The following is a 19,790-nucleotide window of genomic DNA, read 5'->3' on the forward strand; positions in this document are numbered from 1 at the left end:
ATTATTACTTTCATAATTCAAAAGAAAGATAAAATTTATGAAAAAAAATATATGTGTATTTTTGTTATTTGCCTTCACCTCGGCAATTTTTTCTCAGCACAATCAGTTGAATTTGCATAGTAAAGTTATTTACATGGAATACAAAAATTATAAATCATTGAAAAAAAGTGGTAATAAAGTTATAGATTCAATTGGTTTTAATATTGTCAAGAGTGATACTTTAATCATTATTAATGGATATGATGAGAAAGGAGTAAAAGTTTTGTATGAAGAAAAAGATTCTATATTTTTAGAACGCTATAAACAATTAGTTTTCAATAAAAAATATCAAAAAAAAGAAGAGAGATTAAAACCAAGAATGAAAATTTGGAAAGATGAAGTAAAAATTTATTTTGACAAATCAGTTAGCCAATATAATAGTAAAAAGCTTAGTAAATTTATTCATTATCTTGATAACGAAATTGATTCACTAAAAATTACAGTGGTAAAAGATAAAGAAAAATCAAACTATTTAATTTATTCTATAGACGATACCAATGATGTCAATTTAGATATAAGAATTAAAGGGAATGACGGATATTATCTTTTATGGAATAACAAACAAAATATTTATAGTTGCTCATTAAAAATTAACGCGAAAAAAAATCTAAATGAAGAACAGGTATTAACTAATTTGAAAGTTAATTTTATACGATCTTTAGGTTATTTTTATCAAGAACTAGATTATTCAGATTGCAATAGTTACTTTTCAATTTGTAAATCAGATAAAAAAGAATTTGGAACGAAAGATCTTGAAATTCTAAAATATCATTATTCTTATGGAATTTGTAAAGGAACTAATTTAGAAACATTTGAAAAAAATCATAAAGATGCGAAAGAATCAATAAAAAAAGGAAATACAAAGTTTTATTTTATTCATAGTGAATAAGCAAAAAAACCGTCTCGTAATTAATCGAGACGGTTTTTTAAATATAAAAATGGTTTGGTTAATAGCGTATTTTAAATTGAATTAACTGTTCAACATTACTGGCATTACAAGCATCGTTACCGTTTCACCTTCTTCTAATCCATCAACAGGAGTTAGAATTCCGGCTCTGTTTGGCAATGACATTTCAAGCATAATCATATCCGATTGTAAGTTAGTCAACATTTCAGTTAAGAAACGAGAATTATACCCTATTTGCATATCATCACCTTGATAATCACAAGTCAATCTTTCTTCGGCTTTGTTTGAATAGTCAATATCTTCAGCAGAAACATTCAATTCAGCACCTGCTATTTTCAAACGGATCTGGTGTGTAGTTTTATTCGAAAAGATAGCAACACGACGTACAGAACTCAAAAATTGAGAACGGTCAATCATTAATTTATTCGGATTTTCTTTTGGAATTACTGCTTCGTAATTTGGATATTTTCCATCAATCAAACGACACATTAAAACATAATTATCAAAAGAAAAAGTAGCATTCGAATCGTTATATTCAATTTTTACTTCAGCATCCGAAGTACCAAGAATATTTTTTAAGATATTCAAAGGTTTTTTTGGCATGATGAAATCAGCCACCTGAGAGGCGGTTACATCGGTACGCGCATATTTTACTAATTTGTGTGCATCAGTTGCAACAAATGTCAATCCTTGTGGCGAAAACTGAAAAAATACACCAGACATTACCGGACGTAAATCATCGTTTCCGGCCGCAAATATAGTTTTACTTATAGCAGTTGCCAAAACATCAGCAGGAACAAGCGTTACAGATGGGTCGTCTAAGTTAACCGATTTTGGAAATTCATTTCCAGGAGCATAAGCCAAAGCATATTTACCAGAATTAGAACTGATTTCTATCGTACTGTTTTCTTCAACTGTAAAAGTTAAGGGTTGTTCAGGGAACGTTTTAAGGATTTCCAAAAGTAATTTTGCAGGCACAGCAACGCTTCCTTTACTTTCTGAATCAATTCCTAAAGTAGCAGACATGGTTGTCTCTAAATCAGAAGCAGAAACTGTTAGCACATTATGGTCTAAATCAAATAAAAAATTATCTAAAATAGGCAAAGTATTACTGCTGTTGATAACGTTACCTAAAACCTGTAATTGCTTCAATAAGTACGAACTCGATACTATAAATTTCATCTGTTTTGTTTTATTTTTTAAGGTATTTCTCTAAATTCGAAATACGTTACATTTTACAAATATATCGTAAACTATTCTAGTTTCGAAACTTTTTTATTAACATCTATTTGCTGTATTTTCTTTTTCGAAGAAAAGTAAATAAGATCCCAAAAAGTACCAAAATAAGAATTGGAAGCCCGATAGTTAGGATTTGTGTTCGGGTATAGTTTTCATAAACTTTTTCTTTATCCAACAAAGGTAAATCAAGATCTTTGCTTCGAATGTTAATAAGTCCTGTATCATCGAGTAAATAATTCACGCAATTTATCAGGAAATCTTTATTATCATACAAATTTCCAGACCTTTGGTCATAACCCAATTCTACGGGTTGAAAGTTTTTATCCAATTGGTTTTTTATCAAATCTCCATCCGAAATCACAATCATTTTGTTCTCTTTTCCTGTCGTTTGAAATGTTTTTTGTTTAAATGGTAACACTCGATTTTCAAACATAGAACGAAACGAACCTTCCAATAAAACAGAAAGCGGAATCTTTCCTTTGTTCAAGTAATCATTTGGCGAAGTTTCTTCGGCAACACTATTCAGGTTGATCTCTGTTGGAGTTCCTATTTTTTTCGAATATTGAGACGACTCCAACAGAATAGTTTTCTTAATTCCATTTTTCAAAGTATCGATTGGATTCGCAAAATCAAATTTGATTCCACCTAAATTTTTAACTATCGGATGTACACTATTTGGATACACTTGTGGCGCAAACTTCCAGTTGAATTCCTGAAATTGTGTCGCACTTCCTTGTTCTCCAGTGGCTAGTTTTATGGGGCTTCCCTGTTCGTCTTTTACTAAATCATGATTGATTCGGATGCCGTATTTAAAGAACATATCATTTAAATTTAGATCTCTTGGATACGCTAAAGTAGCTCCTGAAGCATTGTACAAACTGTCCATTTCAGCCGTAACTTGGTCAATCAACCATAATGTTTTTCCCCCGTTGATGATAAATTGATCCAAAACTTGTTTCTCCGCATCGGTAAACGTTTCAGTTGGTTTAGCGATAACTGCCAAGTCATATTTTTCTAAAGCTTCTAAACTTCCAATCGGATTTTTGGCAACCGAATCTAAAGTAAAAGGACCAATATGGTAACTTTCGCGCACTTGCAAAAGAAATTTAGCCATCATGATATCTTGCAATTCACCGTTTCCTTTGATAACAGCAATTTTCTTTTGTTTGGCTTTGGTAATTTTATTCAATCCTTCAGCAATTGAATATTCCAAATGCTGAACAGATCCAATGACTTTTTGGGTAGTTGACGCACCCATAATGTTTTTCAACAAGGGGATATTAACTTCTTTATTGTCATAAACGGCTGTGGCCCAAGGAAAAACCATCGCTTGTGATTGCTTTCCTTTGTCGCCAACGGTTATGTTTATTGGCGTAAGCCCCTTTCGATACAAGTCTTTAATATTGTCCATGCTGGTGTCATCATTCTCCAATGGATCTACGAATTCAAAAATAATATTGGAGTTATAGGCCTGAAATTCTTCCAGTAATTGTTTCGTTTCTTGTTGTAAACGCTTGAATTCAGCCGGTAAATCACCTTGCATATATACTTTTATAGACAACGGATTTTGGACTTGCTTTACGATAGTCAAAGAAGTAGGAGAAAGAGTATATCTGTTGTCTTTTGTTAAATCAAAACGATGAAAAAAGGAATTTCCTATGACATTCGCAAGAACTACAAGGACAAGGACAATCAATACTGATTTTAGGTTGTTTTTCTTAGAAGTAGTCATTACGATTTGAAAGATTTTAGATTATAAACAGTAAATGAAAGAAAGACAACGGTTATACTGGTAAAATAAAGAATATCTCTGGTATCTAATACGCCTCGGCTCATGCTTTTGAAATGATCTTGCATTCCTAATGACGCGATTATGGAAGATACATTTGGAACAACAGCAGCTAACCCTTCAAACCCAAAATAGAAGAAAAAACATAAAAATACGGCAATAATAAATGCCACAATCTGGTTATCCGACAATGTTGAAGTGAATATCCCAATGGCAGAATAGGCTGCAATTAAGAATAATAATCCAAAATAAGAACCAATTGTGCTTCCCATATCAATATTGCCTTCCGGCATTCCTAAACTCGAAATAACGGCTACATAGATGAAGGTTGGAATAATTGCCATGACAATTAAAAGTAAAGCACCAAGAAATTTTCCGTTTACAATTTGCCAAATACTCAATGGCTTCGTCAGCAATAATTCTATTGTTCCTTGTTTTTTTTCATCCGAAAAACTACGCATGGTTACTGCAGGAATCAAGAATATCAAAATCCATGGCGCTAAGGTAAAAAACGGAGTCAAATCAGCAAATCCGGTATTCAAAATATTATAATCTCCTTCGAAAACCCAAAGAAACAATCCATTAATAATTAAAAAAATGGCAATAACTAAGTAGCCGATGGGCGAACCGAAAAAGGATTTTATCTCTCGTAAAACTATTGATTTCATGTTTTATTTTTTGTTTAAAGTTTAAAGTTTTTTTAGTTTAACGTTGCTCAACTTTAAACTAAAAAACTTTAAACCAAAGTAACTAATTTATCCACGCTCCACGCTTCTGGTTTGTCGTTGAATAATTTCTTGGTGAATGTCCAAACATCGTAAAAAAGTTCGGAATTTCGGTAATTTTCTAAATCGGCTTCGGTTTCCCAATAACTATAGGTAAAGAAAATGCTTTTGTTGTTTTTGTCCTGATACAATTCTAAGAAACGATTACCGGGCGCATTTCGTATTTTATCTTTCATTAATTCAAAATTTTCTAAAAAAGCAGGAATATTTTCCTCGTGAAAACTCAATTTTACTATTCGTACAAACATTTGGATTTATGATTTTAGATTAAAGATTTTAGATTTTTAAACTGATTACTGAACACTGCTATCTGAATACTATATTTATTATATCTCTATAATTCAATCCCAATAAGCTATTCGCTGAACCTACTTTAGAAGGATTGCTTCTGAAAATTGCAATTTCAAGAAAACCGGCTTCATTGAAAATGGCTAATTTTTCTCCTTCATATGATTTGATCGGATATTTATCGGAACTGGCAATTGCGGAATAATTGGGCAAAATTGTTTTAATATTTTTAGTTTTCAAAACAATTTCATACGCCCTTCCTTTGGCGACTTCAATAAAATATTTTTTAGTGATATTTGTAATTACATTCCCAAAATGATCAATGTAAATCACATGACCTTTTAATGAATTCCCATCATCCGAAATAGTGGCTTGCAGATTTGTAACTTGCTTAATAGTGTGTATTTCTTTACCAATGACGTTCATCAAACCCCCTTTGGCTAAATGGCAGGCTACTTTTACAAACACATCAAGATCAGCCGCATCACTCGGTAAACGATCATGAATATTGATTGCCACCATTTTTTGCGGAACAATTTTTTGCGAAAGCATGCTTAAAATACCATTATCAGCAGCAATAAAATAATGATCATTCCATTGCATCACAATATGTTGGTTTTCCTTATTGGCTTCTATATCCACACCTATGAGATGAACCGTGCCTTTTGGAAAGCTAGCATATGAGGCACTAATTGCATAACTAGCTTCTAACGTGTTAAATGGATCAATATCATGTGAAATATCAATAATTACAGCTTCGGAATACTCAGACAAAATTTTCCCTTTCAGCGCACCTACAAAGTGGTCTTTCAAGCCATAATCGGTAGTTAGGGTAATTATTGACATAAATTTGTTTATAACTATTGGTGTTTTGTAAACCTAATTTTCATTAAATTTGAGAAACGCAAAGCTAATAATAGTAAATTCAAAAAAGCAAAAAACAAAAGACAAATTCAAATTAATACTACAATTATTCGCATTGATAACAAATTTATTGATTTACTTAATTTAATTTAAAAACTACCTCATTTGAACGAAAGAATAATCGAGCTCATAGACATCGCTCCAACAGACTTTTGGGGCGCTCAAGACACTCATCTTGAAACAATTAAAAAATATTATCCAAAATTAAAGATTGTCGCCCGGGGAACAACCTTAAAAGCTTTTGGTGAAAAAGAAGTTTTAGACGACTTTGAAAAACGTTTTCAACGATTAATGGTGCACTTTTCAAGATACAATAACATTGATAATAATGTAATCGAGCGTGTTATTCGTGGTGATGTTCAGGAAGACAAAAAATTTCAAGGACAGGATAAAATTTTAGTGCATGGTGTAGGTGGTAAAATCATCAAACCTATGACTCCCAATCAGCAATTGTTGGTGGATACCATGGAAAAAAATGATATGGTTTTTGCAGTAGGACCTGCCGGTACAGGAAAAACGTACACCGGAGTTGCTATGGCAGTGAAAGCGCTAAAAGAAAAGCAAGTCAAACGCATTATATTGACAAGACCAGCGGTAGAGGCAGGGGAGAACCTTGGTTTTCTTCCAGGAGATATGAAGGAAAAACTAGATCCATATATGCAACCACTTTACGATGCTTTACGCGATATGTTACCCAACGAAAAACTGGAAGATTATATTTTAAAGGGAATTATCCAGATAGCACCATTGGCATTTATGCGTGGTAGAACATTGGATAATGCTTTTGTGATTTTGGATGAAGCCCAAAACACAACGCATTCTCAAATGAAAATGTTCCTAACCCGTATGGGAAAAAGTGCTAAATTCATGATTACTGGAGACCCAGGTCAGGTCGATTTACCCCGAAGAACCATATCCGGACTCAAAGAAGCCTTATTGGTTTTAAAAGACGTTGAGGGAATCGGAATCATTTATCTGGATGATAAAGACATTGTGAGACACCGATTAGTTAAAAAAGTAATTGATGCCTACAAAATGATTGAGAATAATGATTAAAACAAAAGGAGGCTTTGTGAAAAAGCCTCCTTTTGTAATTTTTTTTATTAATCCTGAAACATAGCACTCCAATTCTTGAATTCTATATCAGAAAGTGTGTACTGATTTAAACTTTCAATAAAAGCTTGATAAGCGGTATTGAACAATGATTTTAGTTTGCAATCGTGTGATTGAAAGATGCAAGGTTTTGAATCGCAGTTGACGATGGGCGTATCGTCTTGTTCTAATAGGTGAATCAAATCGCCTAATCGAATTTCTCTTGCTTTTTCAGAAATCACTATTCCGCCATTTTTTCCTCTTTTGGTGAGAATTAATTGATTTGCCGATAAAAATTGAACCACTTTTATAAGATGGTTTCGCGAGATTTTAAATGTAGTCGCTAAATCATCTAGAGAACTTTGTGGAGTATCTTTTTTTTGATTTAGATACATCAAAACGCGCATACTAAAATCGGTAAAGTGATTCAATTTCATATTAAAATTTACTAATTAAGGCTTAATAATTGAGGGCCAAATTCTTCATACAGAATATTTTCTCTATTTACGCCAAGTGCAACCAAAGATTGATATTGAACTTTTATAAAAATAGCCGGTCCGCAAATATAATATTTTGCATCCTCAATAAGGATTTCTTCTTTTATTTGCTGCAAATCAATTCTTCCTTCGATAGCATTTGTTTCTGATTCGGGCAAAGTTTCATAAAAAACGAAAGAAGTTAACCACTCATTTTCGTTGTTTAATTCCTCGATAGTATCTTTAAACGCGTGAACATTTTCATTGCGACAACTGTGAATCCAAACTGTTTTATTTTTTTGAAGTGAATTTTTATTGGTTTCAACCATACTCATCATAGGAGTAAGTCCAACACCTCCACTAACCAGTACTAAAGGATTTTTTGCGTCTGGATCTGCAAAAAACACCCCCGCTGGTGCACTAGCTTCGATACTGTCACCTTCCTTTTTGTTATGTAAAGCATTGGAAACAATACCATCGGGAGATGTGTTTTGACTAATTTCTTTTTTTACTGAAATTCTATAATATTCATTATTAGAATAAGACGACAGACTATATTGTCTAGGCTGTTTATGACCTAATTCTGGAATATACGTACTCACAGATATATATTGACCCGGATAGAAATCAGCAATTTCTTTGTTGTCTTCCGGTTTAAGGTAAAATGAATTAATTTCGTCGCTTTCTTTTACAATTTTAGAGATTATGAAGTTTCTCCAGCCATTCCATCCTCCTTTTTTATTAATTGTTTTTTGGTACATTTCAGCTTCAATACTAATCATTATCTGAGCCAATTCATTGTAAGCACAGGTCCAGGCTTCAATTAATTCTACTGTTGCGAGATCACCTAAGACTTCTTTTATCGATCCGATTAAATGGTTTCCAACAATATCATATTGCTCTGGTTGAATATTTAAACTTACATGTTTATTTCCAATTGATTTTAACGTATTGATCAAAACAGTAGGATTTTCTATGTTTTCAGCATAAGCAAGTACAGCTCCACTTAAAGCATTTTGTTGTTTTCCACTAGCTTGATTTGCCATATTAAAAATGTTTTTCAACTCTGGATTATTGGATAGCATTCTTTGGTAAAAATAGGTTATCAAATCATTTCCATTTGTTCTTAAAATTGGCACAGTTGCTTTTATTAATTCTTTTTGACTTGCATTCATGGTATTGAAATTTATTTTTTACAAAGATAGCAATCATTTTCTATTTGTTGTATTTAAAATACAACAAATAAATAGCTATATTTATCAAAATATCGTCAAGAAAGGTTAACCTAAACTTTTTATAAATTTTTGCGTTTCTCTTTAAAATTGAATAAATTTGGAAATATTAAAAATGACAGTGAAAACCGAAAGATGCTACAAGAAAAAATAAAAGTCGTAATAAGCGATTTAGACGGAACGTTACTAAACTCAGATCACAAAATATCCCAATACACCAAAACTGTTTTTCAAGAACTCCATAATCAAAATTACCTAATAATTATAGCAACTGGTCGTCATCATCTGGATGCAATGCCTATTGTAGCAGGATTGGATGTTCCTGTTTATTTAGTCACTTCAAATGGAGCACGGATACATTCTCCTGAAAAAGAGCTGATTTTTTCTTATAATATGGAAAGTGAGGCCGTTAAATCCGTCTTGTCTTTAGATATTGATCCTGAAATTACAACCGTATTATTCAGAGAAAATGTTTGGCAAACGAACAAGCACAATGAAAAATTAAATGAGTTTCAACCAGAAGTAAATTATCATCCAGAACTCGTTGATTTTGAAAACTTAGAGGATTTGAGTGCTATAAAAGTATTTTTTACGCACGATCGACATTCAAAATTAATCGAATTAAGAGATCAAATTTTAGAAAATCATACCGGACTTTTTAGCCATGCTTTTAGTCTTCCGCTTTGCCTGGAATTTATGGACAAATCTGTAGATAAAAGTGTTGCGATTGCCAGAATTTTGGAACTGGAAAATTTTGTTTTTCAGCAAGCACTATCTTTTGGTGATGGCTACAATGATGAAAAGATGCTTAATTCTTCCGGTAAAGGTTTAGTGATGGGGAATGCACCTGATAGTTTGAAAAATAAATTATCTCATTTAAAGGTAATTTTAACTAATGATAATGACGGAGTCGCCAAATATATAGCGCAGGAATTATTGAATAATTAATGTTTTTAACTAACCATATTTTCCCATTTTCAAAAAAAACTAAAACCAAATGAACAAAAAAATAATCTTCGTTATCTGTATCTTATTTTTCATAACAATTCAAAGTCAAACGTTAAAACTGGAAGAAATCATGAAAGGAAATACTTTCATAGGTGTGCAACCTGAAAATGAAAGATGGTCTTTAGATGGTCAGAAAGTGTATTTTGATTGGAATCCAAACAATGAGTTGGGCACAAGTACTTATTTTTGGAAAAATGGATTAACAAAACCAGAATTAGCTTCTGCAAATGAATCTGCTTTTTCAAAACTAGATTTTAAAAAAACAACTAATCCAGATTTATATTATTACATCGATAAGGGAAGATTATTTTCGTATGCTGTAAAAAGTAAAATCTCGAAAAAACTGTACCAACAAAGCAGTCCGATTGCTAATTTGCAAATGGGTTCTGTACCAGGAGTGCTTTATTTCAGGCAAAATGAAAATCTTTTTCAGTTCAATACGAATGAAGGTTCTATCATTCAAATCACAAACTTTCGTAAAGGAAAATCAGATGAGAAAACCACTGAAAAAGAGTCTTTTTTGAAAAGCCAACAAGCAGAATTATTCCAATTTGTCAGAGATCAGGAAGCACTGAAAAAATGGAATTTGGCAAAATCAAAAACTACAAAATCTGATTTTCCAAAGCCATATTATTATGAAAAAAATACCTTTGGAAGCTTAAAAGTGGATCCAAAAGGAAACTTTGCCACCTTCAGATTAATAGAAGATTCAGAACGTAAAAGTGAAAAAATGGAACTTTTCATAACTGCTGATGGCTACAACCAAATTGAAGATACAAAGGAGAAAGTTTCTGTAGATAATTTGTTGGCAACTAAATTTGGAGTCTATAACATTGCTAAAGATTCTGTTTATTTCGTAAATTTTTCAACATTAAGTCATATTCAGGATGTTCCTAAGTATTTTGAATGGTATGAAAAATCAAAAACAACAGAAAAAAAGAATAAACTGATTGTAGTTCAGGAACCTATTTACAATGAAAATGGCTCTTACGCTATTTCCGAAATAAGAAGTCAGGACAACAAAGACCGATGGATTGTAAGTTTGAATTTAGAGCAAGGAACTTTTCAGGAATTAGACCATCAGCATGACGAATCTTGGATTGGCGGGCCCGGAATTCCTTCTAATTCGTATGGAAGAGGAACGCTGGGATTTTTGGGAGACAATGAAACTGCTTATTTTCAATCCGAAGAAACTGGTTATTCGCATTTGTACAGCTATAATTTAAAATCAAAAAAGAAAACACAATTGACCAAAGGAAATTGGGAAGTGCGCAACGTGAGTTTAGCAAAAGATAAAAAGTCTTTTTATTTAACCACAACGACTACGCATCCAGGAAACAGAAATTTCTATAAATTAGAAGTTAGAAATCCGGTTTTACAACCAATTTTAACCAAAGATGGTGCTCATGAAGTGAGTTTGTCTCCAGACGAAAGTACATTATTAGTTCGTTATTCGTATAAAAATAAACCTTGGGAATTGTATGTAGCGCCTAATAAAAAGAATACAAACTTAAATCAGATTACGGCTTCAACATCGGAAAGTTTCAAAGGATATTCTTGGCGTGAACCGGAAGTGATTACTTTCAAAGCGCAGGATGGAACTCCCGTAAATGCGAGATTGTATAAGCCGCAAACTGCCAATGCGAATAAAGCAGCTGTCTTGTTTGTTCATGGTGCCGGTTATTTGCAAAACGCGCATAACTATTGGAGTACCTACCACAGAGAATACATGTTTCATAATTTATTGGTCGATTTAGGCTATACTGTTTTAGATATTGATTATAGAGGCAGCGATGGATATGGGCGTGATTTTAGAACAGGAATTTACCGTTTTATGGGCGGGAAGGACTTAACAGATCAAATTGACGGAAAGAAATACCTAGTTGAAAATCATGGAATCGATGCGACAAGAGTTGGGATTTATGGCGGTTCTTACGGCGGTTTCATCACGTTGATGGGAATGTTGACGACGCCTAAAGAGTTTGCTTCTGGAGCTGCATTGCGTTCCGTTACAGATTGGGCGCATTACAATCATGGTTATACTGGAAATATTCTTAATTTTCCAGAAACGGATCCGGATGCTTACAAAAAAAGTTCTCCAATCTATTTTGCAGATAATTTAGAAGGCGATTTATTGATGCTTCACGGAATGGTAGATGATAATGTAGAGTACAAAGATATTGTTCGTTTGTCTCAGCGTTTTATCGAATTAGGGAAGAAAAAATGGAGTTTATCCAGTTTTCCAGTGGAGGCACATGGTTTTAAAGAAACCTATTCTTGGGTTGACGAATACGGCCGAATCTTAAACTTATTCAACGATACGTTGCTTAAAAAATAATTTTAGAGATAAAAGTGAAATTTATGAGTTCGCTTCTTTGCAAAACTCTATGAAATAGTTTTAAATTTGCAAGAACAAAAACACACACAACTAGTATAATGAGCAACACCATCACAACTACTGATTTTAATTTTCCAAACCAGCAATCTGTTTACCGCGGTAAAGTAAGAGAAGTATATAATATCAATGATGAACTTTTGGTAATGGTAGCTACGGATCGGCTTTCGGCTTTTGATGTAGTTTTGCCAAAAGGAATTCCATATAAAGGTCAGATTCTAAACCAAATTGCTACTAAATTCATGGAGCTGACGCAGGATATTGTTCCTAACTGGTTGATTGCAACTCCTGATCCTAATGTGGCGGTAGGGCATTTATGCGTCCCTTTTAAAGTAGAAATGGTCATTCGGGGCTATCTTTCTGGTCATGCTGCCAGAGAATATGCTCTTGGAAAAAGAGAAATTTGCGGAGTTTCAATGCCTGACTATTTGAAAGAAAATGATAAATTCCCAGAACCTATTATTACTCCGACTACCAAAGCGGATAATGGCGAACATGACGCTGATATTTCTCGTGAGGATATTTTATCGAAAGGAATTGTTTCTGAAGAAGATTATGTGGTTTTAGAGAAATTCACGAGAGATTTGTTTCAAAGGGGAACTGAAATTGCAGCCAGTCGTGGTTTGATTTTGGTTGACACCAAATATGAATTTGGAAAAACCAAAGAAGGGGTAATTGTCTTGATTGACGAAATTCATACGCCGGATTCTTCTCGTTATTTTTATGCTGAAGGATATCAGGAACGCCAAAACAACGGTGAGGAACAAAAACAATTATCGAAAGAGTTTGTTCGTCGTTGGTTAATCGAAAATGGTTTTCAAGGATTAGAAGGACAACAAATTCCTGATATGACGGACGAATACATTCAAACAGTTTCTGAAAGATATATTGAATTGTATGAAAATATCCTAGGAGAGAAATTTGTAAAAGCAGACATCAGTACTATAGACGAAAGAATCGAGAAAAATGTTTTGGAATATCTAGCCAATAGATAATTGTTTTTTTAAAAGATAAATGCAAAACCGCAATTCATAATTATGAATTGCGGTTTTTAGCCCCGATAAAAGTGGAAATTCTTTTCCTTTTTGCTGCCAAAAAGGAAAAGATTACTTCACTATACTTTTATTTTTATTTGAGTTCAGTGAATTTCATTTAAAACGGATAGCGGGATTAGCTCCTAAAACTATTTAAAATAAGAGAATGTTTCTTCGTTTTCTAACTTCAATAGGGTTTCATAAATTAATTTAATTACATTTTCAACATCGTCACGATGCACCATTTCAACCGTGGTGTGCATATATCGCAACGGCAACGATATTAATGCAGAAGCTACGCCGCCATTACTATACGCAAAAGCATCGGTATCAGTACCCGTAACACGAGATGAAGCTAATCTTTGGAACGGAATTTCGTTTGCCATGGCGGTTTCTAAAATTAATTCTCTCAAATTATTTTGAACAGCAGGAGCGTAAGTAACTACAGGACCTTTACCAATTTTTGTATCTCCTTCAATTTTCTTTTCAATCATTGGAGTAGTAGAGTCATGACAAACATCGGTTACGATCGCTACGTTTGGTTTGATGGTTTTGGTAATCATTTCGGCACCGCGAAGCCCTACTTCTTCCTGAACTGAATTCGTAATATACAATCCAAAAGGAAGTTTTATTTTGTTTTCGTGCAGCAAACGAGCCACTTCGGCAATCATAAACCCACCCATACGGTTATCAATGGCGCGACAAACAAATTTATTTTCGTTCAAAATCATGAATTCATCAGGATAGGTAATCACGCAGCCTACATGAACGCCCATTTTATCTACTTGCTCCTTTGTTTCACAGCCGATGTCAATAAATAGATTGTCTACTTTAACCACTTCTTCTTTTCCTCGATTGCGGGTATGAATCGCTGGCCAGCCAAAAACACCTTTTACAATTCCTGTTTTAGTATGAATATTGACGCGTTTTGAAGGGGCTATTTGGTGATCGGAACCACCATTTCTGATCACGTAGATTAATCCATCGTCTGTAATGTAATTTACGTACCATGAAATTTCATCCGCATGACCTTCAATTACTACTTTATAAGGTGCATCAGGATTTATAATTCCTACCGCTGTGCCGTAAGTATCTGTTATAAAAGTATCAACGTAAGGTTTTAAATAATCCATCCATAATTTTTGTCCACCACTTTCATAACCGGTAGGCGAGGCATTATTAAGATAGTTTTCTAAAAACTCAAGTGACGACTTGTTTAATATTGATTTTGTGCTCATAAAATTATTTTTTTGCTAAATTATAAATTTGGCATTACAGTTGCGTATATAATGTATAATTTTGGCAATTAAACTTTCCTAATATGAAGCTAATTAAATTTTTGTTGTTTTTTCTATTGATAACTTTGTCTGTTAATGCACAGGTAATACCGCAGGATACTACAAAAATAGGGCATGAGTTAGAAGATGACGAATTGATTCTTAATGACACCATTCAATTACCAGAAATAATAATTTATAAGGGAAAAATGGATCCTGAAGCAAGAAAGCAATTTTTATTACTTCAAAGTCGGGTTTATAAAACGTATCCTTATGCAAAATTAGCTTCGGAGCGATTGACGATTCTTAATAAAGGAATGGCAAACCTTAAAACAAATAAGGAGAAAAAAAAATACTTTAAGATAGTAGAAAGTTATTTGAGTGAGGAGTTCGAAGCTAAACTTAAAAAGCTATCTCGTAAACAAGGTCAAATATTGGTAAAGTTAATTCACCGTCAAACAGGCACTACCACTTATGAGTTAGTAAAAAACCTTAAAAGTGGCTGGAAAGCTTTTTGGTCCAATACTGCAGCAAGCATGTTTGACATTAATCTAAAAACAAAATACGAACCCTACTATGTCAACGAGGATTATTTAATAGAAACTATACTAGTACGAGGATTTGATTCAGGAAGATTACAAAATCAAACTCCGGCACAGCCTATTAATTATGACAGCTTGAACGATGCTTGGGTTAGCAGGGCAATTAAATAATACCATCGTTTTCTGTTCCTATTTCTATAAAGATAATGTTGCAGCATAATTAGAAGTGTAGGAGCTACTTTGATAATTTTTTTTATAAATCAGTAATAATAAATTCACTTCTTCTGTTAAGTTGATGCTCCTCCTCAGTGCACTCTAGATCGTCTACACATTTGTTTACCAGTTGGGTTTCACCATATCCTTTTCCAATTAATCTGCTTGTATGTACTCCATTTTTTATCAGCCAGTTAATAGTAGATTTAGCTCTTCTGTCAGATAACGCTTCATTGTATTTGAACGTTTGTCTGCTATCTGTATGAGAACGAATATCAAGCTTCATCGTTGGGTTTTGATTTAAAACATCTAATATTTTTTCTAAATCAAAAGCTGCCTCTTGCCTGATATTTGATTTATCCAGATCAAAATAAATCATTTTTATATTAAAACATTTTCCTAAATCATCCCCTATGGTTACTTTGCACTTTGCATCTTCTAATGCGATTGGTACGTATGTCTTTCCATTTTCATCAGCTATTGTAATCTTTTGTTCTTTTGCAGTATATTCAGGTTTTTGAGCCCTTACGTAATATGTTTTACCACATTCAATAGGAAAAAAATAATTAGCTTTATCATCTGAAAGGGTTGTATTTACAATGTTAAAATGATTGTCAAATAGAGTAATTTTAGTGTTCGGAAGGAATTCTTTTGTAGCAATATCAGTGATCTCACCATATAATAACTGTTGGCAAATAATTTTTTTCAGTTCTGAAAATTTATAAATATCATCATATCCTAAACCACCATCTCTATTGGAAGAAAAAAAACCTTTTCTTGATTTTGTATCAATTAGGTAGGCAAAATCATCTTTTGGAGAATTAATATCTGCCCCCACATTTTGTACCTCACCAAAAGTTCCATTGGGATTTATAGCGGCAACAAAAACATCTAAACCTCCTAAGCCAGGATGGCCGTCTGATGCAAAATATATTTCGTTCTCATCATTTACAAACGGAAATGTTTCTCTACCTTCAGTATTTATCACAGCACCTAAATTCTCTGGAGTGCCAAAGCTTTTGTCATTGTGTATTATTACTTTAAATAAATCAGATTGACCTATAGTTCCGGGCATATCCGAGACAAAATATAATGTTTTCTCATCTGGACTTAGTGTAGGATGAGCCGTACTGTAATTATCATTATTAAAAGGAAGTTCGGTTATATTAGACCATTTGTCATTTTCTAAAGTGGCTTTATATATTTTTATTAAAGTAATTTTATTAGCATCTTTTCCTTTTTTTCCATCAAGATAGTTGTTACGGGTGAAGTACATGGTTTTTCCATCTTTTGTGAAAGCAGGAGTAGACTCGTTAAATTTAGAATTTATATGGGTATCGAACTGGAGAGGGTTTCCCGGATTCCTATTTTCCCCTAAATTGGCAGTATATAAATTGGTAAAATATTGATTTGTCCATTTATGTTTTCTTTGGCCTACACTTCCGGTGTCCCTTGCCGATGCAAATACGATTTCATTTGCATGAAATGCAGTACCGTAATCGGAATATATAGAATTTATTCCAGCATCCTCGATTTTATATCTTCCGGAATTTGCTTTGATTGCGTCAAGATAATTTACATTTTTCATAAAAATCTTGCCGCGACTATCGTTTCCAGATTTTTGATTGAATAGTTCTAATAGATCATTGGCTTTGTGATTTTGACCAATGGATCTCAAGCACTGTGCATAACGAAAATAATATTCAGGTTCTAAATCGATAGTATTCATTGCAAATAACTCTCCATACCATCTGGCTGCTTTTTCTAACTCTGCATTAAAGTAATAAGAATTTCCTAATTTCTTAAACATATCAGCCGATTTGTATTTTTTTTCGGCTACTTTTTCGTAGGTTTTTATGGCATCAATGTAGGCATAGTTGTCATATTTTTTGTCGGCTACAGTAACTTCCCCTTTTTGTGAGTATCCATGAATAGATAAAGCAGTTATTACAATTGTATAAAGGAGTATATTATTTTTCATACTAATTTTTTTAGAAGAATCTTGGAGTTATAATTTTACCATTATTTTTAAAGATTTCATAGCGCAAGAAAAATTCATGCGAGCCAGAATTATAGTTGTTTAATCGAGTGGTTTCCCTGTCATACCCATATCCTATATACATTCCGTCAGAAATTTGGAAACCAACCATAGCACTAAGTGCAGCACTCCATCTGTAGGCAATACCAACGACAAATTTCTCGTTAAACATAAAGTTTCCTGAAATATCGACTTGAAGAGGAGCACCTTCAATAAATTTTGACAGAACCGCGGGTTTAAATTTTATGGTTCTATTTAAATCAAATATATATCCTGCAATTAAATAATAATTTATTTTTTCTTTGAATATGGCAACTTCATTATTATCATAGCGGTCTGATTCGATAAAGTTAGGAATAGAAAAACCTACATACGCTTTATCCGAATGTAAATAAACACCTGTACCAATATTTGGAGAAAACTTATTATCAATATTTTGTATACTTTGGTCTACAGGATAAGCATCTACAGGATTTAATTTAGATATATCCAAATTGAATAAATTTGCGGTACCTTTTATGCCAAAAGAAAGTTTAAATGTTTCTGAGGTTTGTATGGTATATGAAAAATCGGCAGAAATAGTATTTTCATTGGTGGGACCAATTTTATCATTGATAAAAGAAATTCCTAAACCTAGATTATTATTATTTAGCGGTGTATTAATCGAAGCTACATTTGTTACAGGAGCACCATCTAAACCCACCCACTGCGTGCGGTGCATAGCAAAAATACTTAATGCTCCTCTAGATCCTGCATAGGCCGGATTGATATTGATTGTGTTGTACATATATTGTGTAAATTGAGCATCTTGTTGTGCATAACTTGTAAATGCTGTAAACATCAATAGGATTAAAAATATTTTTGTTTTCATAGTTGCTTTTTTATTTTGTTTGAACTAATTATTTAAAAAAGGTTCAAAAGGGTATTTAGGATAATGTCAATTCTATTTTTGTTAAAGAATAGTGCTAATTCATTTTTAAAACCGAAGGACAAAAAAGAATCCTCCGATTTTTAAATTAATTCAAGATTATTTACTAAGGTATAAATACCCGTCTAATTTTTTGATTTCCACTTTGCCATTCCCATTAATAGCACTGTAATTTAAGATGTAAAAATAAGTACCGGTAGGTAATCCAGAAGATTGACTAATAGTTGTTCTTCCACGAGATATACCTTCAAAATTATTAGTTTGATTATTATAGTTTTTTGTTTCAAAAACTAATACACCCCAACGGTTATATATTTCAACCGTATTCTCTTGGTAGCAAGTTGTGTTTTCAATATTATCGATTACAAATACTTCGTTTATACCATCTCCGTTTGGCGAAAAAGCATTATGGACTTTTATGTTTCCACATCCTAAAACGATACAATCATCGTTAATATTCACTGTTAACTGGATGCTTTTTGGACACATTTCGTCATTAATTCGATACTCAAAAACTTTGTTTCCTAAAGTCAAACCAAAAGGCGATAAGATATTTCCTTGCAATGCGCCAGTATTATCAACATCTGTCCAAGTTCCATTTATTAGAGTTCCCTCGGGTAACAAATTAAAGATATTGATTGTTGAAGAGTCACCATTACACGCAGAGCTTACAATTGGTGTGGCGTTATTTGATGCTGTTACATTCACAATTTGAGTAAATTTAGAAACATTCCCGCAAGAATCAGAAACAGACCACTCTCTGAAAATTGAGTAGGGGTTAAGTGAGCTGTTAGTAATTTTTTCAGTAAATAGTGCGGGGGAAACAGTTGAACAATTATCTGTAAATATAAGTTCCGGTTTCAAAGGAATAACATCACAATTTACATTAATATTAGATGCAAACTCAGTTGTTGTGGTTGGGCCGTTAGTATCTTGTACACTGATCCTTTGAGAAGCAGTAGTTGCATTTCCTGCTAAATCAGTAGCGGTCCATGTCCTTGTTATCGTATAGGAACCAATACAGCTTCCTTGAACCGTTGCGTCAACAAATGTTAGTGTAACAGAACTACAGGTATCAGTAGCTGTTGCTTGAGCAAAATCAGGAGTAGTACTACATAGTATCGTTGATGGCACTGGTAATGATGCAAAGACAGGCGCAGTACTATCTTTAATGATTATTGTTATTACAGCAGTATCACAGTTTTCAGTGTTTGATTTTTCGCATATTTGATACGTTAAAACGTACGTTCCAGGAATTGTTCCGTTTAATATATTGATGTTTCCAAGGTTATCCAATTGAATGTTTGAATTTAGTCCAGAAACCAAAGAGATGTTTACCGCTGAAGCCACTACCGGGTTTCCGTTTATTGAATCATTTATTAAAACACTTCCTAACAATCCTACTGAAGTACAATTTTCGATTGAAAAAACATCATCATTAGCGACGATAGCAGGAGCGGTAACGCTAACGGTAACGGTGGCAGTATCACAATTGTTTGGATTTAGTATTTCACAGATTTGGTACACCAATGTATAGTTACCAGCAGGCGTACCCGGAGCCACAATCACATCAGTACCAGAAAG

The 19,790-nt window shown here is 33.2% G+C and carries 17 protein-coding genes; 6 read left to right on the forward strand and 11 right to left on the reverse strand.

From position 1 onward, the window contains the following. Positions 1–37: 37 nt before the first annotated feature. On the forward strand, positions 38–928 hold the full coding sequence (locus tag EKL97_RS08910) for a hypothetical protein (protein ID WP_126568682.1): 891 nt from the start codon (positions 38–40) through the stop codon (positions 926–928). 81 nt (positions 929–1,009) lie between these two features. Here the strand turns inward: EKL97_RS08910 and dnaN are convergent, their stop codons facing one another. From dnaN to EKL97_RS08935, 5 genes are all read right to left on the reverse strand, one after another. Then, positions 1,010–2,128 carry a DNA polymerase III subunit beta gene (dnaN, locus tag EKL97_RS08915; protein ID WP_126459175.1) on the reverse strand — a complete coding sequence of 373 codons (1,119 nt, stop codon included), beginning with the start codon at positions 2,126–2,128 and terminating at the stop codon, positions 1,010–1,012. Positions 2,129–2,231: 103 nt separating this feature from the next. Then, entirely contained in the window at positions 2,232–3,917 is a 1,686-nt protein-coding gene (gene gldG / locus EKL97_RS08920; RefSeq protein ID WP_126568683.1) for a gliding motility-associated ABC transporter substrate-binding protein GldG, read from the reverse strand. Then, positions 3,917–4,642 carry a gliding motility-associated ABC transporter permease subunit GldF gene (gene gldF, locus EKL97_RS08925; RefSeq protein ID WP_126459181.1) on the reverse strand — a complete coding sequence of 242 codons (726 nt, stop codon included), beginning with the start codon at positions 4,640–4,642 and terminating at the stop codon, positions 3,917–3,919. The genes gldG and gldF overlap by 1 nt, the downstream gene beginning before the upstream one ends. A 68-nt stretch (positions 4,643–4,710) precedes the next feature. Continuing rightward, positions 4,711–5,007 carry a putative quinol monooxygenase gene (locus EKL97_RS08930; RefSeq protein ID WP_126459184.1) on the reverse strand — a complete coding sequence of 99 codons (297 nt, stop codon included), beginning with the start codon at positions 5,005–5,007 and terminating at the stop codon, positions 4,711–4,713. A 58-nt stretch (positions 5,008–5,065) separates the two neighbouring features. Next, positions 5,066–5,893 carry an S-adenosyl-l-methionine hydroxide adenosyltransferase family protein gene (locus tag EKL97_RS08935; RefSeq protein ID WP_126568684.1) on the reverse strand — a complete coding sequence of 276 codons (828 nt, stop codon included), beginning with the start codon at positions 5,891–5,893 and terminating at the stop codon, positions 5,066–5,068. Positions 5,894–6,076: 183 nt separating this feature from the next. Here EKL97_RS08935 and EKL97_RS08940 point away from each other — a divergent pair, with 183 nt between their 5' ends. After that, positions 6,077–7,027, forward strand: coding sequence for a PhoH family protein (locus EKL97_RS08940; protein WP_126451687.1), 951 nt, complete (start codon positions 6,077–6,079; stop codon positions 7,025–7,027). Between the two features lie 47 nt (positions 7,028–7,074). Here EKL97_RS08940 and EKL97_RS08945 read toward each other — a convergent pair whose 3' ends face one another. Together EKL97_RS08945 and hmpA are read right to left on the reverse strand one after the other, a co-directional pair. Further along, positions 7,075–7,500: an Rrf2 family transcriptional regulator gene (locus tag EKL97_RS08945; RefSeq protein ID WP_126459191.1), complete on the reverse strand. Its 426-nt coding sequence runs from the start codon at positions 7,498–7,500 to the stop codon at positions 7,075–7,077. A gap of 11 nt (positions 7,501–7,511) precedes the next feature. After that, positions 7,512–8,714 (reverse strand): NO-inducible flavohemoprotein, encoded by a 1,203-nt coding sequence (hmpA, locus tag EKL97_RS08950; RefSeq protein ID WP_126553458.1) that lies wholly within the window; start codon positions 8,712–8,714, stop codon positions 7,512–7,514. A gap of 192 nt (positions 8,715–8,906) precedes the next feature. Here hmpA and EKL97_RS08955 point away from each other — a divergent pair, with 192 nt between their 5' ends. From EKL97_RS08955 to EKL97_RS08965, 3 genes are all read left to right on the forward strand, one after another. Next, the gene (locus EKL97_RS08955) at positions 8,907–9,719 is read left to right on the forward strand and encodes a Cof-type HAD-IIB family hydrolase (RefSeq protein ID WP_126568685.1); all 813 of its coding nucleotides are present in this window, start codon (positions 8,907–8,909) and stop codon (positions 9,717–9,719) included. Positions 9,720–9,768: 49 nt separating this feature from the next. Then, a complete protein-coding gene (locus EKL97_RS08960; RefSeq protein WP_126568686.1) occupies positions 9,769–12,117 on the forward strand; it encodes a S9 family peptidase in 2,349 nt (782 codons plus the stop codon). A gap of 98 nt (positions 12,118–12,215) precedes the next feature. Continuing rightward, a complete protein-coding gene (locus EKL97_RS08965; protein ID WP_126568687.1) occupies positions 12,216–13,169 on the forward strand; it encodes a phosphoribosylaminoimidazolesuccinocarboxamide synthase in 954 nt (317 codons plus the stop codon). A gap of 188 nt (positions 13,170–13,357) precedes the next feature. Here the strand turns inward: EKL97_RS08965 and EKL97_RS08970 are convergent, their stop codons facing one another. Further along, positions 13,358–14,446, reverse strand: coding sequence for a M42 family metallopeptidase (locus EKL97_RS08970; protein WP_126451681.1), 1,089 nt, complete (start codon positions 14,444–14,446; stop codon positions 13,358–13,360). Positions 14,447–14,529: 83 nt separating this feature from the next. Here EKL97_RS08970 and EKL97_RS08975 point away from each other — a divergent pair, with 83 nt between their 5' ends. Next, a complete protein-coding gene (locus EKL97_RS08975) occupies positions 14,530–15,198 on the forward strand; it encodes a DUF4294 domain-containing protein (RefSeq protein ID WP_126568688.1) in 669 nt (222 codons plus the stop codon). Between the two features lie 82 nt (positions 15,199–15,280). Here the strand turns inward: EKL97_RS08975 and EKL97_RS08980 are convergent, their stop codons facing one another. From EKL97_RS08980 to EKL97_RS08990, 3 genes are all read right to left on the reverse strand, one after another. Further along, positions 15,281–17,221, reverse strand: a complete 1,941-nt coding sequence (locus EKL97_RS08980; protein WP_126568689.1) for an OmpA family protein — start codon at positions 17,219–17,221, stop codon at positions 15,281–15,283. Positions 17,222–17,231: 10 nt separating this feature from the next. After that, positions 17,232–18,149, reverse strand: coding sequence for a type IX secretion system membrane protein PorP/SprF (locus EKL97_RS08985; protein WP_126553448.1), 918 nt, complete (start codon positions 18,147–18,149; stop codon positions 17,232–17,234). 156 nt (positions 18,150–18,305) lie between these two features. Next, on the reverse strand, positions 18,306–19,790 hold a 1,485-nt coding region (locus tag EKL97_RS08990; protein ID WP_148103996.1), incomplete at its 5' end, for a gliding motility-associated C-terminal domain-containing protein.

The sequence above is a fragment of the Flavobacterium sp. LS1P28 genome (genome assembly GCF_003970335.1).
Lineage (GTDB): Bacteria > Bacteroidota > Bacteroidia > Flavobacteriales > Flavobacteriaceae > Flavobacterium.

Bases quoted from the DNA above. Each gene is read 5' to 3' on its own strand.
- EKL97_RS08910 (WP_126568682.1), top strand. From the start codon at position 38: ATGAAAAAAAATATATGTGTATTTTTGTTATTTGCCTTCACCTCGGCA.
- dnaN (WP_126459175.1), bottom strand. From the start codon at position 2,128: ATGAAATTTATAGTATCGAGTTCGTACTTATTGAAGCAATTACAGGTT.
- gldG (WP_126568683.1), bottom strand. From the start codon at position 3,917: ATGACTACTTCTAAGAAAAACAACCTAAAATCAGTATTGATTGTCCTT.
- gldF (WP_126459181.1), bottom strand. From the start codon at position 4,642: ATGAAATCAATAGTTTTACGAGAGATAAAATCCTTTTTCGGTTCGCCC.
- EKL97_RS08930 (WP_126459184.1), bottom strand. From the start codon at position 5,007: ATGTTTGTACGAATAGTAAAATTGAGTTTTCACGAGGAAAATATTCCT.
- EKL97_RS08935 (WP_126568684.1), bottom strand. From the start codon at position 5,893: ATGTCAATAATTACCCTAACTACCGATTATGGCTTGAAAGACCACTTT.
- EKL97_RS08945 (WP_126459191.1), bottom strand. From the start codon at position 7,500: ATGAAATTGAATCACTTTACCGATTTTAGTATGCGCGTTTTGATGTAT.
- hmpA (WP_126553458.1), bottom strand. From the start codon at position 8,714: ATGAATGCAAGTCAAAAAGAATTAATAAAAGCAACTGTGCCAATTTTA.
- EKL97_RS08955 (WP_126568685.1), top strand. From the start codon at position 8,907: ATGCTACAAGAAAAAATAAAAGTCGTAATAAGCGATTTAGACGGAACG.
- EKL97_RS08960 (WP_126568686.1), top strand. From the start codon at position 9,769: ATGAACAAAAAAATAATCTTCGTTATCTGTATCTTATTTTTCATAACA.
- EKL97_RS08965 (WP_126568687.1), top strand. From the start codon at position 12,216: ATGAGCAACACCATCACAACTACTGATTTTAATTTTCCAAACCAGCAA.
- EKL97_RS08970 (WP_126451681.1), bottom strand. From the start codon at position 14,446: ATGAGCACAAAATCAATATTAAACAAGTCGTCACTTGAGTTTTTAGAA.
- EKL97_RS08975 (WP_126568688.1), top strand. From the start codon at position 14,530: ATGAAGCTAATTAAATTTTTGTTGTTTTTTCTATTGATAACTTTGTCT.
- EKL97_RS08980 (WP_126568689.1), bottom strand. From the start codon at position 17,221: ATGAAAAATAATATACTCCTTTATACAATTGTAATAACTGCTTTATCT.
- EKL97_RS08985 (WP_126553448.1), bottom strand. From the start codon at position 18,149: ATGAAAACAAAAATATTTTTAATCCTATTGATGTTTACAGCATTTACA.